The following is a 14,195-nucleotide window of genomic DNA, read 5'->3' on the forward strand; positions in this document are numbered from 1 at the left end:
GCTGGGCAGTGTTGAATTATCTCGTTGAGGTAGTTGATGCTGGCGTTGAAAACTCAATAGGGGATGATCGGTTTCGACGGCGGTTGTCGATCGAGGGGAAGCGGGTCGAGGACGTGCGCTTTGCTCGTTAACGATGCGTACAAACAATTAAGTGCCGAACAGAAGAGCACTGACTTCGTCCTTGCTGCCTAATCTAATTAGGTAACAGGACTTTTAAAAGTCCGTCAGCCCGGGGATTGCTTCTTCCCCGGTTCCTGGCGTCGTTTAGGAAGCCACTGGAGTTCCGCAGTGTCAATGGGCGGAACTCGACACTAAGTTGACTGAGCCCATTCGGTAGAGCGTTTGCACTATGCCGAGGGCTGAGAAATTGATTGCAGACTGCACCCGGAGAATATCTCGGGGCCAACCGTCGGACGCGGGTTCGATTCCCGCCATCTCCACTCGAGAAATGGTTGAGACATTACTCGTATCAGAAAAGCCCGGTTTTCCGGGCTTTTCTTGTTTGTGGATCCAACTGAAAGCCAGGATTCGTGGACGAATACGGCCGAACCCGATGTCACTGTAGTGTTGGCCTGTGGAAGTTCTACGAACAGTGACAAACGCGGTCAATGAGGCCGTGAAGGCATTGGTGTCGATGCTTCGCGACGCCTTCACGGCTTTTGTTCAGAACTGGCCTGTCCTGTTCACGTTGTTCTTTGCGGGGACGGCGCTTCGCGGCCTATTCCTTTGGTTGGCGATAGAGGCATCCAGCTTCTCCCCTTTGCTGGGCATGCTCCTGCTCCCGCTTGCGCCTATTTCTCTGCTGATCGCCCTCGTCCTCATGCTGCGGAGAGTCGCGCCCACGCTTCCCGAACTGCAGAAAACGCTGGTGGGGAGTCGGCAAGCCCAAGTGCGTGCAGATTTGACTATTGCCGTAATGGTGCTGGTTCCGTTTCTTGCTGTCTATGCATCGCAGGGAATGATCAAGGAGGACCGGAGATCATTTCTTTACAGCGCCACAACTGATGAATGGTTGAATCAGGGGTTCAACGCCGACTTCTCACGAGTGGTGTTCGGATCGGACGCCCAGATGATTGCAATCGTTATCATTGCGCTGGTCTTGAGGAAGGTCATTGCTGGATTCAACCTGGGGAAATCCTCACTCCCAGTCGCTGGGTTTGCCGGATACCTTGAGGCCCTCTGGCTCGTCACGTTGGCGTCTTACTTCGCGTGGTCGATCGACTCCGTGCGCGGGTGGGTGCAGTCAAGAGTTGTTATTCGCCAGGTTGGGGCTACTTTCGATGGGATCATGGCGACCCTCGGTCCAGTGGGTTCCATTATTCAAGCTGTAATCGATCAGGTCACGGGAATAGTCTCCTCAATGGGATCATTGGTGATTATTCCAGTTGCGTGGATTGCAGTTGGTGCCACAATCTACGGTTCTTCTCTGCCTAGTGCCAGACCAATGATGACTTCTGAGCAGATGACACAGCGATTGCAGCGGGTGCCAAACCCAGTTCGCCGAGTTGCGGCTCAGGTTAGCGAGCCCGTGGTGAATCCATTCCGCAATACCGTTCGCGCGATAGGGCGAGTTGCTACTGCTGGCGTGATCCCAATGGTGATGTTGTGCGTCATTTTTGCATTTACCTCTCAGCTTCGCGTCTGGGTTACGCAGGTTCTTCGATTGCTGATTGGTCCACAGTCGGGTGCTTTTTGGGTGGGGGTGTCCCCGTTCATTGACGTCTTGGCACAGTCTATCTACATGACGGTGATGGTGTGCCTGCTTGCATCTTCAGTCAATACCATTATTGCCAGCCAACGTCGCTTAGTAGGAGAGGAATCTGCGGCTACCCAACAGGAACCTGCACAATCCAGTGCGGAGAGCGAGCCAGCGAAACCCGCACTGCCGTAGGCTCTACGCCCGTGGGTAGCGCGAAGTACCGGTCCACCTGGTAGTTTCGAGGTCGGGCGTACTGCGGGTCGACTGGAACATAGACATTGTTGAGGTCTGCGGAGGGGCCCGGCGCATCTGAATTTGTGCAGAGGTTTCCCCAAGTGTCTACGTAGGCCTCGCCGGAACTCACCTTGCCGCCAGATGTTTCGTAGACGGTGCCGGTAGAGTCCTCCAGCGACAGGGAGCACTCTGACAGAACCATTTCCGGATCCGCGTCCACCATTACAGATAGTTTCCAGAGACGCGCCCCGGGCGCCGCAGTAAACTCCACGTAGTCACCTCCAGTTTCCGCTGGAACGAGTGCCACGGGGGTCAGTATCGCGGTGTAGACCTCGTTGTTCGGGTAGTCGACCAGGGTCCTTTGAGAGGGGATTACAACCTGGCTTTCGACAGTGACTCCCCGGTCGGAACTCCACGGAAGGTAGAGGTTCACCATCCGAAAAGACGCTGCGGCTAGCGCAACCACCAGGGCCGGTAGAAGCAGTATCAAACCCCATCTGTTCCGTTGCAGCCAAGTCATGAGGTCGCCCCAAATTGCGTTCGGACTAGATCAACGGTAGATAACCGGCTGGTGACACTGGGCGCATCCGGAACAATGCCGAGGTCGACTATCGCTAGGTCGTCGCCGGGCGAACCAGACACACCTCCCGCGGGAATGTGAAGTTCGAGGCCGGGTACGTCCTCGGATGGCACTTCGAACGCAACCTGGCAGGTAATCGGGACGCCGGGTTGCGCAGGGTCGCAACCATTGGGGATGTCAGCAGGGCCACCGTAGGTTCGTCCGCCCTCGGACACCAACTCCATGCCAGCTAGTGTGTGAGGGCGATTCTTGGCTGTGACGTGCAAGTCCAGCACAACCCAGGTTCCAACCGTGTCATAAACCGTCCCGTAGCTGGTCACAGAGTCCGAGGTCGTCCAAGAGTCCACCGTGATGTCGGCAGTGCGCAGTTCTGCCTTCTGACCGACCTCAATAGTCGTGACGAAGGGTTCACTTAAAACGTCTTGAGCGGAGGGAAGTGCGCGGTCAATCGCAGACCCAACAGCAAGTCCTGCGACCACAATGACACCGGTTACCAGTAGAGCGGAGTTGACCTTTTGCATTAGATAACCTCACCCTCGACAGCAGCGGACAGACTTTGAACCGCGACTAGACTCCGGTCGGTCCAGAAAAACCCGCCGTCCAAACTTGAGGCTCGCCATGTATGGGAGAAATACTGAAGTTGTACCTGCGGGCTCCGTGGTGTGTCTGGAGGCAGCTCCCAGACCAGCCAGTACTCCTGTTCCAGTGCGGGCTGGAACGCGCGTGCGGACTGCAGGTCGATGACTCGGTAGGCAGTTGGCCCTCCCATTGAACCATCGCTCACCAGCGCGTTGGACCATAGCCCAGATTGGGGTTGAAGGTCTGTGTTCGGGATGGTTGCCGTGATGGCTTGGCTGAGCAGGGGTGCTTGGATCCACGATTCGGTTGTGTTAACTACTCTTGCCTTGACCACGAAGAAGGCGGCTTCTTGGAAGCCGCCGGGCAAAGGCGACGGGTCTGATGTCCAGAAGCTGTCGCTAATGGAGATGGTGAACGGTCGGGCGCTGACGGCCTCGGAAGAACTGGCACGTGGGGTGGTTTCTGGTTGGGCGTCTGCGGCGTTCCAACCCCCGAAGACTCCGGTCACTAAGATGAGGGCGAGTCCCGCCAGTATTGTTAGGTTGGCCGGAGATGCCAGGTCAGAGAAGAGCTTAAAGAATCGCCAAATCCCGGCCCCTCGCGTTGAACCACTCTTGGTCATAGCTCCGGGGCGCTCTCAGGACTGAGGGTACGCACATGGCCTAGTATATTCGGGCTTCTGCACCCACGGTAGCAACGCTCGGTACCTGTGGCTTTCCTCCGATGAACCAGTAGGCGAGGGCGACCACCACGGCTCCACCAACAAGGTTTCCCAAGCCGACCCAGAGGACGTTAAAGCCGTAGAGCGCCAGCGTACCGTTGGGATCTCCGGAGAGGATGCCTATCGTGTAGGTCGTCATGTTGGCAATGACGTGCTCAAACCCAGAGGCTATGAATGCGGTGATGGCAATGAAGATCAACGCGATCTTCGTCCCGTCTGACTCAACCCGTGAACCCATCCAGATCGCCAAGCAGACGAGGACGTTGCAGAGAATCCCACGAGCGAACAGTTCCAGGGGACTTTCATGTGCTTTGCTGGCAAGCATGTCAGACAGCATTGTGCCGGCGGCTTCATTTGACACCAGAACCCCGGATGCGACGATTAGGGATCCAAAGAGAAGCGCACCCAGCGCATTGGCAAGGCAGATGAAGCCGAGTGTCGCGGAGGCTCTTCCTAGCTTTACCGACTTCATCAGGACGCCGAGGGGCAGGATCATCATTGCAGATGTTCCCAGGTCAGCGCCTGCGAAGACTGTCAGCGTTAGCGCGGCACCAAAAACGAGTCCGCTGACCAGCTTTGCAAACCCGTCTCCCGTTGCCAGGAGCGGACCGGCTGTACTAACCATAAGGACGACGCCAACACCCATGTAGAGGCCGGCGAGCATCCCTGAGACCATGAAGCGTCCCGGCTTCTTCAGCCCCGCAACTTTGTCGGTGGCCACGTCGGCTTGAACATTGAGTGTTTGTGGAATCGTAAGCACGTCCCGATCTTGCCAGAGGGTGTCGGCCTAGACGTGGCGCCTTGGTCCTGCTCTTGTCAGTTAGTGACGGAACCCTCGCCTACCATGGATGTGAGGCGCCCTCCGCCGCTTCATTTCTCTAGTTAGGTGGTTCATTACGTGGTTTCGGTAAACGAGTCCTACAGTGTCGACTTACTCCCGGGCATTTCGGCTTTGGACAGACTGTCCCTTCAGTTCCAAACATCTGACCGGGAGCTTTCCTGCAAAAGCGATGCTTCCTGCTCAATTGCTCATTTGCTGGTGACAGGCGAGGGTGTGACGCTCGAGGGGGGTTGGGACTTGGACTCGCTGGGGACCGCAGGTTTCAAGGCCAAGCTTGGTGAGACACTTGTGCTGCCCAATCCAAGCGGTGCGAAGACAATCCTTGTTGGGCTGGGATCTGAAGATGACTTGGACGAGGACGCGTACCGTGAAGCAGGGGCCTCCTTCACCAAGAGTCTTGGTAGGGGACAACATGGCTGCATTGTTCTCAATGCGTCTACGGATCCCGCGCAGGTAGTTGCCCTGGTTGAAGGTGCTTTGCTTGCTGCTTACTCACTGACGACTTTCAAGTCCGAAAAGGATCCAGAGGGTACGCCGGAGCTACGCGGGCTGACGATCGTTGGTTCAGATCGGGCTGCAGCTGCACCGCAGGTGTTTGAGGCCGCTTTGGTCCGTGCACGGGCACTGGTGCGTGCGACCTACATCGCGCGTGACTTGACCAATGCGCCGCCCGCACACCTCACGCCACGCACCCTCGTCGAGACGGCAGAGACGTTGGGGAAGCGGTTCGGGTTTGAGGTTGAGATTGCCGATCACGCCAAGTTGGAAGAGATGGGGTGCGGGGGAATCATCGGTGTCAATCGTGGCTCGGATTACGAAGCAAGCCTCATCAAACTCCGTTTTTCACCCACGCAGAAGCAGACTGAGGAGAGGCACCTAGCCCTTGTGGGTAAAGGCATAACTTTTGATTCGGGTGGCCTCAGCCTGAAACCTGCCGCATCAATGATCAACATGAAGACCGACATGGGCGGGGCCGCTGCAATACTCGGCGCATTCTCAGCTTTCGCTGATCTTGATGTGAATATCCCGGTGGATGCTTGGCTCCCGACGACCGACAACATGATTTCGGGTGACTCAATGCGGGTGGGTGAGATTATTACCGCGCGTAACGGGAAGACTGTGGAAGTCGCTAACACGGATGCGGAAGGCCGTCTCATCCTGATGGATGCCCTTTCGTTAGCAGCAGAGTCGAAGCCCTCATGGATCGTTGACATGGCGACGCTCACGGGTGCGCAGATAATCGCCCTCGGCGACGATATTGCGGCAATCATGGGTAACGATGAGGACCTCCTTGGGGAGGTGGAGCGTGCTGGTGACGCAACGGGGGAGGCCGTTTGGGAGTTGCCACTGCACGAGCGGTACATGAAGATTCTCGATTCGAACCTTGCTGACATCGCAAATGCGAACATGTCGAATCGGGCGGCGGGGAGCATTACTGCCGGCCTCTTCCTCTCGAACTTCGTGAGTGAGGTGCCGTGGGTTCATATTGATATTGCAGGACCGTCGATAAGTGCAGGAAACGATAGGTGGCTCCGCAGTGGTGCGACTGGGTTCGGGGGGCGCCTTCTAGCGAAGCTTGCGGAGGATTTGGGGGCTTAATCTCGGGAAATTTGCCACAATACGCGGGTTTTCAACGTTTCAGACCTGACAAACTCCCCGCTACTGTGTAGCGTTTTCGTAGGTCACGTTAGTGGCTTGAGAACTTTCACCTACAAGAGGATGACTAATGTCGATTAACCGTACCGAACTGGTATCACAGATGGCTGAACGCTCGGGTCTTACTAAGGCTCAGGCTGACTCTGCGCTGGGTGCTTTCCAGTCCGTTATCATTGATGCCCTTTCCGAGGGCGAGTCGGTGCGCGTCACCGGCCTTCTGTCGGTTGAGCGTGTTGAGCGTGCAGCCCGCACCGGTCGTAACCCACGCACCGGTGAGGAAATCCAGATTCCGGCTGGCTACGGCGTCAAGCTGTCCGCTGGTTCAACACTGAAGAGTGCAGTCGGAAAGTAGTTTCACCGCGGAAACCGGACGCCTTGTGGCGGCGAGGATTCCGCGCACATGAAGCACCGAGACGAAGCGGGGTTGGGGGCAGGTGTCCCCAACCCCGCTTCGGGATTAAGATGAGACACGGAAAGTAGTTACCACTTACCCTCAGGAGTTGTGAATGAACATCGTAGTCTTGTCCTCCACCGAAGAAATTGCTCGTGCTGCAGCGGATCTTTACACGAACTTGCTTGCAAAGAAGCCAAACGCAGTGTTGGGACTCGCGACCGGGTCTTCGCCTGTTCCCGTATACGATGAACTGATTCGCCGCTATGAGGAAGGCGAGGTGTCTTTCAAGGATGCCCAGGCCTTCCTGCTCGACGAGTACGTCGGCCTGCCGGAAGATCACCCTGAGGGCTACCGCAACTTCATTCAGAGGGTGTTCGCCTCGAAGGTGGATTTCGCGCCTGGCGCCGTGAACGGACCGAATGGAACGGCTCCAAATCCTAAGAGGGCCGCAAACGACTATGAAGAGAAGATCGTCCAGTCCGGGGGAGTGGACCTGCAAATCCTGGGGATTGGAACTGACGGACACATTGGTTTTAACGAGCCGGGTGGCTCCCTCTCCTCGACCACACACACCCAGGTCTTGACTGAGCAGACTCGCAAGGACAACGCACGCTTCTTCGATGACGACATCGACCTTGTTCCCCGCTATTGCATCACCCAGGGTCTGGCCACAATCGGTCGCGCCAAGGCTGTGGTGTTGGTTGCGCAGGGTGAGCAGAAGGCAGACGCAATCGCGGCCCTCGCTGAAGGTGGAGTGAGCGCCCTGTGGCCCGCATCGGTACTGCAGTTCCACAATGACGCAACGATCCTGGTGGACGAAAGTGCGGCAAGCAAACTGCAGCTAAAGGACTACTACAAAGCTGCGTACGAGGGCGAAGTCGCCCTGTCCGCCCTTAAAGGCTAGTGATCATGGCTCAGGAAGCACCCGCTGGAAGCGCAGACGTCCTCGAACTCCCTAAGACAAAACCAACGTCCGGCGACGGGGATGGGGACAGGTTCGCCCACTTTGTGAGGCGTGACCGAGCAAACCAGGCGGCAGTCACCGGGCAGGCAGTCGTTGCACTGTGTGGCAAGGTGTGGGTGCCCACGCGTGACGCTAAGAAGTACCCGGTCTGTCCGCGTTGTAAGGCACTGCGGGATGAGGCTGGGAAACAGGGTAGAAACTGGCCCTTTGCCGACTAGGTGAACAGCTTGAACGTCCTCGGGAATACCCTCTTGGGGACGTCTTGCACTCAGAGTTGAATCCCTAGAACCAGGGGTCCCATGGTGAGTGTGGTGACTGTAATCAGAACGATGCCGATCAGGTTGAGCCAGATGCCGACGCGCAACATGTCCTTCATTTGGATATAGCCCGTCGAGTAGGCCACAGCGTTGGGTGGTGTCGCGACCGGAAGCATGAATGAGCAGGTGGAGGCTAGTGCAACCGGTACCACCAGCAGCATAACGTCCAGACCCGTGCCCGCTGCTACACCCCCCCAGGACGGGCAGGAATGTGGCAGCGGTTGCGGTGTTCGACGTCATCTCTGTCAGCGCCATAACCAGGATGGTCACGGCGAGGACGAGGACGACCACACCCATCCCACCCAAACCTTGGGACAGATCCCCTATCCATGTGCTTAGACCACTGTTCGTGAATGCGGATGAAAGGGCGAGTCCACCGCCAAAGAGCAGCAGGATCTCCCAGGGGATTCCCGGCGCCGTCTTCGCATCGAGTAGGCGCTGGTCTGGTCCAGCTGGGATCAGGAAGAGGAGAAGCGAAATCACCATTGCGATGAGCTCGTCGGTCACACCCATGTGGCCGAAGAGCATCGGCAGGAACAGCCACGAGAGTGCCGCAAGCACAAACACCATTGCGACAAGTTTCTCACCCCGCGACATCGGCCCCATTTGTCGCAGTTCAGAGACGATTAGCTCATGTCCACCCGGAATGTCATCCATTTCTGGCTTGAAGAACACGTTCACCAGCAAGTGCCAGGCTAGGAGTAGGAAGATCCAGGCCATCGGTGCCGCGAAGAGGAGCCATCGCTCAAAAGTGAGGGTGATGCCGTAGTCATCCAGCATGTAGGCGCGAAGAAGTGCATTCGGTGGTGTTGAGATCAGGCTGGAGGTGGCGACTATCGACGCCGAATACGCGATGCCCAACATTAGTGCCTTGGCAAAGTTGGAATGGAGTAGCTCGCTACCTTTCTTACCTCCGTCTATGAGGTGGAGGACGGAGAGGCCGATGGGGAGCATCATGATTGCCGTGGCCGTGTTGGATACCCACATGGTGATGAACCCGGTCGCAATCATGAACCCGAGAACAATCATCTTGGGCTTTGTTCCAACGACTTTGACAACGTTCAACGCTATGCGTCGGTGAAGGTTCCACTTCTGGACCGCAGCCGCCAGGAAGAAGCCACCCAGGAAAAGGAAGATGGTGCCGGACGCGTAAGGTCGGGCGGTTTCAGCAAAAGTCTGTGTCTGCGCCAGCGTAAACACGATGAGTGGTACGAGGGCGGTTGCTAGAAGAGGAATCGCCTCAGTGATCCACCAGGTCGCCATGAGTGTCGCGGTGGCAGCCGTGAGCTTGAGGCCGTGCGCAGTGTAACGCGGAGTGCCGTCATAGTTAAGGGTCTCAGCAAGGGAACCAGTTAGTTGGTCTGGCATGAGAAAGTAGACCAGGATGGCCAGAGCAATACCGAGGAATATGCCCCTGAATCGCCCCTCTGCCCACACGCTACGATGTTTGGGAGGCGCCTTTGTACGGGGTTTCCTGGCATTGCTGCCGGAGTGCCCCATATATACGTCCCTAATGTTTGCGCCGTCCCCAAACGGGGCGCGCCGAGAGGGGAGTTACATCCCCTAGGCCAGACAGCGGTGAACTAGCCCCAACCCATTCAACCTAAGAGAATTTCTCCACGGGCGCTTCTGGGCCATAGTATCGCGTGCGAATTCCAGGCTCCCCGTCAGACAGGCGCCAGGCCTGGTATGGCAACTCGTTGCGAGACTCGCGATGGCGGTCCTGAGCGGCCCAGGTCGCTTCGGGGCTCCACGCTTCCTCAAGGATACGGCCGTTGTCGACGAGCGGAACTTGGAGCAGCCGGCCACCGACCTCAAGCAAGCGGTCCCTGTTCTCTTCACGGCTGGAACCCATTACCAATGCTTCCTGGACTGCGCGTCCGTCAGGGGTGTAGAGGCGCCCCGCAGCTTTTTCGCCACCGACAGTTCCCTTAGACTCGCTCAGTTTGGCGACGGGCTGCATCATCCCATCGCTATCCTCACGTTCGACCAGCTTGTAGACAAGAGCGGCTGTCGGAACGCCGGATCCTGTTACTAGGCGCGTTCCGACCCCATAGCTGTCCACCGGGGCCGCCCCTAGCGACGCAATTGCGTACTCGTCCAGATCCGATGTCACCACAATCTTGGTCGATTGGGCACCCAGGGAATCTAGTTGCTCGCGAACCTGGAAGGCATGCGCCACTAGGTCGCCGGAGTCGATTCGTACTGCGCCGAGTTCACCACCGGCTGCGCGAGCAGCCTCGACCCCGTTGATGACCCCCTGATGGATGTCGTAGGTATCGACAAGGAGCGTTGTGTCTGGCCCGAGCGTTGCGATCTGCGCAGCGAAGGCGGCCTTTTCAGAGTCTTGAACCAGCGTGAAGGAGTGGGCCGAGGTACCCACGGTATCGATTCCGTAGCGCCTCCCGGCCTCGAGATCGGATGTGGCGACAAACCCGCCGATCACCGATGCCCGAGCAGCTGAAACGGCGGCACGCTCATGGGTGCGGCGTGCACCCATATCGAGGCATGGTCGACCGTGGGCCGCAATGGTCATCCGCGACGCAGCTGACGCGACGGCACAGTCGTAGTTGAGGGCGGACAGGAGCAAGGTCTCGAGCAGTGTGGCTTCAGCGAATGTCCCCTCAACAGTCAGCAGCGGCGAACCCGGAAAGTAGATTTCCCCTTCCGCATAGCCGTGGATGCTCCCCGTAAAGGTAAAAGTTGACAGGAAGTCCAGAGCCTTGTCACTGAGGAATGCTTGGCTCTCAAGCCACGCGATCTGGTCGTCATCGAAGTGGAATCGCGCCAATGCCTCAAGGACGCGTCCTGTGCCGGCGACAACGCCGTACCGACGCGATGGGGCCATTCTGCGGCCAAACAGTTCGAACACAGATCTCCGGTTTGCGACACCCGAGTGGAGAGCGGCATCGACCATCGTGAGCTCGTATTTGTCAGTAAGCAGTGCTGTTGATTCAGAAGCGGCCATGGCATAACGGTAGTCGTTTCGCCGCGCTGACGTGCGCATGCCCGGTCACCATTCGGGTCTCGTAGCCTCCTGACATGGGACGCGTCACGAGGTGTGGAGTTTCACGCCCCAAAGCCACCTTGCCCGATGGAATTGTTATAACGTCGAGGACGTGAATGACGCGCCAATCGGAGTTTTTGATTCAGGCCTTGGTGGCCTGACGGTGGCCCGCGCAATCATTGATCAGCTGCCGGGCGAAGATGTCATCTATCTTGGTGACAGTGCCAACACCCCGTATGGATCGCGCAGGCTGTCGGATGTTCGCGCGCTCACGCTTGCGGGCCTTGACCGCTTGGTTGAGCTGGGGGCCAAAATTCTCGTGATCGCATGTAATACCGCTACTGCAGCCGCACTGCAGGATGCTAGGGAACGCTACGGGGAGCAGGGGATTCCTGTCATCGAGGTGGTTACTCCGGCAGCCAAGCAAGGTGCCGCAACAACACGCAACGGCCGCATCGGTGTCCTCGGAACGGCTGCTACCGTGAGGTCGGGCGCTTACCTGGACGCACTTCGTGCCGTGCCTGACGTTGAGGTTATTCAGAATGCGGCACCAAGATTTGTTGAGTTCGTTGAAAAGGGCGAAACGACAGGAGAGGCCGTGACTGAGGCAGCAAGGCAGTACCTTGCACCACTAATTGCCGCCGACGTTGACACAGTTATCTTAGGTTGTACCCACTACCCGTTGCTGACGGGGGTCCTGTCTCGATTGCTCGGGCCCGGCGTTCGCTTAGTGACGTCATCGGAAGCAACTGCGAATGCCACTTATTCCGAGCTTATCGACCTCGATCTACTACATTCGCCCAGGGCCGCGGGAGAGCATGCGCACTACAGGTTCCTCTCGACGGGGGAGAGCCCAGAGTTCTCCGCTTTGGCGAGGCGTTTTCTTGGTCCTGAAGTCCACGGGGTCGAGGTCGTTGCGCCCACACGTAGGGTTGGGGAGGATCGATGAGGCTCACCGTTCTTGGCTCTTCCGGATCGATGTCAGGTCCGGCATCCTCAGCATCTAGCTATCTCGTTCAAGCGCAGGGCTTTGATCGTGAGACGGGAAAGATGCGGACTTGGTCTGTCGTCCTAGACATGGGGCCCGGCTCATTCGGCGAGCTGTGGAAGCAGATGGATCCACGCGACGTTGATGCATTGCTGATTTCTCATGGGCACGCTGACCATATGGCCGACGTCATTTCCTTCTACGTCTTCCTGAAGTGGCATCCCGAAGGCCATCGGGCACCTCTCTATACAGCTGGTCCCGCAGAGGTACGTGCGCGCATGGCGCAGATTGATGGATATGCCGATGAGGACGAGATTGTGGAGATGCTCGATTTCCACGCTGTTGCCAGTGGCGATGTCCTTCAAGTTGGACCAATGAGAATCACCGCGTTCCCAGGCAACCACACCGTGGAGTCTTTTGGCTTTCGCATTGAAGGCCCCTCTGACGACCTGCAGTCCACTACGAGCGTGACGTTGGCGTACACGGGTGACACCGATTCATGCGATGGTATGACGGAAATGGCGCAGGGTTTGGATCTTCTCCTCGCCGAATGTGGTTTTACCGAGGTGGAGCAGACTCGCGGTATTCACCTCACTGGTGGACGGGCAGGGGTTCTTGCACGCGAAGGTGGGGTTGGGCAGTTGGTGCTGACCCACATCCAGCCATGGACCGACCCGGAAGTGCCGCTTTCAGAAGCGCAATCCCAGTTTGATGGCCAGACCGAAGTTGCTCTAGCAGGGAGTACCTGGGTCCTCTAGGCGAAGATCTCCTCAAGGTAGGGGGCGAGCGCTTTCAATGCTCGTGACCTGTGGGAGATTCGATTCTTCTCTTCCTGTGACATTTGCGCGGTGGTGGAAGTAGACCCGAGGGGAACAAAAATTGGGTCGTAGCCGAATCCCCCGCTGCCGTGCGGCTCACGCGTGAGCGAGCCCTCAACAACGCCTTCCCTGACAATTTCCTGCCCATCGGGGAAGACAAGCGCCGCAGCGCAGACAAACCGAGCTCCGCGGTAACAATCTTTGACGTCCGCCAACTGCGCCAGCAGAAGCTCTACGTTTGCCTGGTCATTCCCGTGGGTACCAGACCACCGTGCCGAGAAGACTCCGGGCACCCCACCCAGCGCATCAACGGAAATACCCGAATCATCCGCTAGGGCTGGGAGGCCGGTCGCTTGCGCCAAGTCGCGAGCCTTAATCAGAGCGTTGTCGGTAAACGTGAGGCCGTCCTCGACCGGAGAAGTTGCATCAAAGTCAGCAAGAGTTGCGACGAGTGATGGGTCGAACCCGGGTATGAAATCACCCAGGAGTGCCTTCATTTCCTCAATCTTGTGGGCATTACCCGTCGCAATAGCAAGGGCGGGGGTCATCACAATCCAAGGTCTGCGCTTGTGATTTCAACGCCGGGGGGAGTAAGGATGGCGCGCGCCTGGAGGGAGTTGAGGCGATGGAGGCCCTTCTCCGCTAGATCCAGCATCTGGGTCAGTTCACCTCGACTAAATGGTGCGCCCTCTGCTGTTCCCTGGACTTCGACAAACCCACCGCTACCCAGGCCAACGACGTTCATGTCAGTCTCGGCGCTAACGTCCTCGACGTAGGGCAGATCGAGGACGGGCGCCCCATTGACGATGCCAACTGAAACGGCTGCCACGGAGTCGACAAGGACGCTGTGTTGGTTGCGCTTCGCGATGACCCCCTTTTCGACTGCCCAGGCGACTGCGTCATGAAGAGCCAACCAGGCGCCGGTGATGGCAGCGGTTCGCGTCCCACCATCAGCCACAAGTACGTCGCAGTCCACTACGATCGTGTTCTCTCCGAGCGCGCTCAAGTCAATTGCGCTGCGCAGACTACGCCCAATCAGACGCGAAATCTCATGGGTGCGTCCCCCAATTTTTCCTTTCACGGACTCGCGCTGGTTACGCTCGTTGGTTGACCTTGGGAGCATCGCATACTCGGCAGTCACCCAGCCCTGACCGCTGCCCTTGCGCCAACGGGGGACACCTTCGGTGAAGGAGGCGACGCAGAGCACGCGGGTGGCTCCGGTTTCGATGAGGACGGATCCTTCACCCGTGGAAGTCCATCCGCGAATGATCTTTACTGGTCGCGCTTCGTCTGGTGCACGTCCATCTTTGCGAGTCGTGTTCATCATATCTGTATCTTAGTCGCGTTGCAAAGTTCGAGAGTTATCCACAGTTCGGCCAGAGCGGCGCGGTCCCCAG

15 protein-coding genes, 1 other RNA gene and 1 pseudogene are annotated in these 14,195 nt (G+C 57.8%); 8 read left to right on the forward strand and 9 right to left on the reverse strand.

The window, feature by feature from the left end; translation table 11 throughout:
* Nucleotides 1–59 precede the first annotated feature (59 nt).
* Both ssrA and IDL90_RS08120 read left to right on the forward strand, forming a co-directional pair.
* Nucleotides 60–443, forward strand: a transfer-messenger RNA (tmRNA) gene (gene ssrA / locus IDL90_RS08115).
* 131 nt (nucleotides 444–574) lie between these two features.
* Nucleotides 575–1,891 (forward strand): hypothetical protein, encoded by a 1,317-nt coding sequence (locus IDL90_RS08120; RefSeq protein WP_187995045.1) that lies wholly within the window; start codon nucleotides 575–577, stop codon nucleotides 1,889–1,891.
* On the opposite strand, the gene IDL90_RS08125 is transcribed toward IDL90_RS08120, so the two are convergent.
* From IDL90_RS08125 to IDL90_RS08140, 4 genes are read right to left on the reverse strand one after another with little or no spacing between them, the layout of a single operon-like run.
* Nucleotides 1,827–2,453, reverse strand: coding sequence for a hypothetical protein (locus IDL90_RS08125; protein WP_182142121.1), 627 nt, complete (start codon nucleotides 2,451–2,453; stop codon nucleotides 1,827–1,829). The genes IDL90_RS08120 and IDL90_RS08125 overlap by 65 nt on opposite strands.
* Nucleotides 2,450–3,034, reverse strand: a complete 585-nt coding sequence (locus IDL90_RS08130) for a hypothetical protein (protein ID WP_187995046.1) — start codon at nucleotides 3,032–3,034, stop codon at nucleotides 2,450–2,452. Before IDL90_RS08130 ends, IDL90_RS08125 begins: the two co-directional genes overlap by 4 nt.
* On the reverse strand, nucleotides 3,034–3,714 hold the full coding sequence (locus IDL90_RS08135) for a hypothetical protein (RefSeq protein ID WP_187995047.1): 681 nt from the start codon (nucleotides 3,712–3,714) through the stop codon (nucleotides 3,034–3,036). Before IDL90_RS08135 ends, IDL90_RS08130 begins: the two co-directional genes overlap by 1 nt.
* A gap of 40 nt (nucleotides 3,715–3,754) precedes the next feature.
* The gene (locus IDL90_RS08140; RefSeq protein WP_187995048.1) at nucleotides 3,755–4,573 is read right to left on the reverse strand and encodes a formate/nitrite transporter family protein; all 819 of its coding nucleotides are present in this window, start codon (nucleotides 4,571–4,573) and stop codon (nucleotides 3,755–3,757) included.
* Between the two features lie 138 nt (nucleotides 4,574–4,711).
* Here IDL90_RS08140 and IDL90_RS08145 point away from each other — a divergent pair, with 138 nt between their 5' ends.
* The 4 genes from IDL90_RS08145 (at nucleotide 4,712) to IDL90_RS08160 (ending at nucleotide 7,886) form a co-directional block, all read left to right on the forward strand.
* The gene (locus IDL90_RS08145; RefSeq protein ID WP_187995049.1) at nucleotides 4,712–6,253 is read left to right on the forward strand and encodes a leucyl aminopeptidase; all 1,542 of its coding nucleotides are present in this window, start codon (nucleotides 4,712–4,714) and stop codon (nucleotides 6,251–6,253) included.
* A 127-nt stretch (nucleotides 6,254–6,380) separates the two neighbouring features.
* Entirely contained in the window at nucleotides 6,381–6,662 is a 282-nt protein-coding gene (locus tag IDL90_RS08150; protein ID WP_182142126.1) for an HU family DNA-binding protein, read from the forward strand.
* Between the two features lie 154 nt (nucleotides 6,663–6,816).
* Nucleotides 6,817–7,608 carry a glucosamine-6-phosphate deaminase gene (nagB, locus tag IDL90_RS08155; protein ID WP_187995050.1) on the forward strand — a complete coding sequence of 264 codons (792 nt, stop codon included), beginning with the start codon at nucleotides 6,817–6,819 and terminating at the stop codon, nucleotides 7,606–7,608.
* Between the two features lie 5 nt (nucleotides 7,609–7,613).
* Nucleotides 7,614–7,886 (forward strand): DUF3039 domain-containing protein, encoded by a 273-nt coding sequence (locus IDL90_RS08160; protein ID WP_187995051.1) that lies wholly within the window; start codon nucleotides 7,614–7,616, stop codon nucleotides 7,884–7,886.
* A 50-nt stretch (nucleotides 7,887–7,936) separates the two neighbouring features.
* On the opposite strand, the gene IDL90_RS11335 is transcribed toward IDL90_RS08160, so the two are convergent.
* From IDL90_RS11335 to IDL90_RS08170, 3 genes and pseudogenes are all read right to left on the reverse strand, one after another.
* Nucleotides 7,937–8,146, reverse strand: coding sequence for an anion permease (locus IDL90_RS11335; RefSeq protein ID WP_223175275.1), 210 nt, complete (start codon nucleotides 8,144–8,146; stop codon nucleotides 7,937–7,939).
* 79 nt (nucleotides 8,147–8,225) lie between these two features.
* Nucleotides 8,226–9,485, reverse strand: a pseudogene (locus IDL90_RS08165) (SLC13 family permease); the annotation flags it as partial.
* A gap of 103 nt (nucleotides 9,486–9,588) precedes the next feature.
* A complete protein-coding gene (locus tag IDL90_RS08170) occupies nucleotides 9,589–10,953 on the reverse strand; it encodes a nicotinate phosphoribosyltransferase (RefSeq protein ID WP_187995052.1) in 1,365 nt (454 codons plus the stop codon).
* A gap of 151 nt (nucleotides 10,954–11,104) precedes the next feature.
* Between IDL90_RS08170 and murI the strand changes: the two genes are divergently transcribed.
* Both murI and IDL90_RS08180 read left to right on the forward strand, forming a co-directional pair.
* Complete coding sequence (gene murI / locus IDL90_RS08175) at nucleotides 11,105–11,941, forward strand: glutamate racemase (RefSeq protein ID WP_187995053.1); 837 nt, start codon at nucleotides 11,105–11,107, stop codon at nucleotides 11,939–11,941.
* On the forward strand, nucleotides 11,938–12,738 hold the full coding sequence (locus IDL90_RS08180; RefSeq protein WP_187995054.1) for an MBL fold metallo-hydrolase: 801 nt from the start codon (nucleotides 11,938–11,940) through the stop codon (nucleotides 12,736–12,738). The genes murI and IDL90_RS08180 overlap by 4 nt, the downstream gene beginning before the upstream one ends.
* Here IDL90_RS08180 and rdgB read toward each other — a convergent pair.
* Nucleotides 12,735–13,346 carry an RdgB/HAM1 family non-canonical purine NTP pyrophosphatase gene (rdgB, locus tag IDL90_RS08185; protein ID WP_187995055.1) on the reverse strand — a complete coding sequence of 204 codons (612 nt, stop codon included), beginning with the start codon at nucleotides 13,344–13,346 and terminating at the stop codon, nucleotides 12,735–12,737. The two genes, IDL90_RS08180 and rdgB, sit on opposite strands and share 4 nt — an antisense overlap.
* Complete coding sequence (gene rph, locus IDL90_RS08190) at nucleotides 13,346–14,125, reverse strand: ribonuclease PH (RefSeq protein WP_398402032.1); 780 nt, start codon at nucleotides 14,123–14,125, stop codon at nucleotides 13,346–13,348. Before rph ends, rdgB begins: the two co-directional genes overlap by 1 nt.
* Between the last annotated feature and the right edge of the window lie 70 nt (nucleotides 14,126–14,195).

It is taken from the genome of Schaalia sp. JY-X159, from assembly GCF_014525425.1.
Classification (GTDB): Bacteria; Actinomycetota; Actinomycetes; order Actinomycetales; family Actinomycetaceae; genus Scrofimicrobium.

Excerpts from the sequence above, each read along its gene's own strand:
- IDL90_RS08125 (WP_182142121.1), bottom strand. The coding sequence starts at position 2,453 with ATGACTTGGCTGCAACGGAACAGATGGGGTTTGATACTGCTTCTACCG.
- IDL90_RS08130 (WP_187995046.1), bottom strand. The coding sequence starts at position 3,034 with ATGCAAAAGGTCAACTCCGCTCTACTGGTAACCGGTGTCATTGTGGTC.
- IDL90_RS08135 (WP_187995047.1), bottom strand. The coding sequence starts at position 3,714 with ATGACCAAGAGTGGTTCAACGCGAGGGGCCGGGATTTGGCGATTCTTT.
- IDL90_RS08150 (WP_182142126.1), top strand. The coding sequence starts at position 6,381 with ATGTCGATTAACCGTACCGAACTGGTATCACAGATGGCTGAACGCTCG.
- nagB (WP_187995050.1), top strand. The coding sequence starts at position 6,817 with ATGAACATCGTAGTCTTGTCCTCCACCGAAGAAATTGCTCGTGCTGCA.
- IDL90_RS08160 (WP_187995051.1), top strand. The coding sequence starts at position 7,614 with ATGGCTCAGGAAGCACCCGCTGGAAGCGCAGACGTCCTCGAACTCCCT.
- IDL90_RS11335 (WP_223175275.1), bottom strand. The coding sequence starts at position 8,146 with ATGCTGCTGGTGGTACCGGTTGCACTAGCCTCCACCTGCTCATTCATG.
- IDL90_RS08170 (WP_187995052.1), bottom strand. The coding sequence starts at position 10,953 with ATGGCCGCTTCTGAATCAACAGCACTGCTTACTGACAAATACGAGCTC.
- IDL90_RS08180 (WP_187995054.1), top strand. The coding sequence starts at position 11,938 with ATGAGGCTCACCGTTCTTGGCTCTTCCGGATCGATGTCAGGTCCGGCA.
- rdgB (WP_187995055.1), bottom strand. The coding sequence starts at position 13,346 with ATGACCCCCGCCCTTGCTATTGCGACGGGTAATGCCCACAAGATTGAG.
- rph (WP_398402032.1), bottom strand. The coding sequence starts at position 14,125 with ATGATGAACACGACTCGCAAAGATGGACGTGCACCAGACGAAGCGCGA.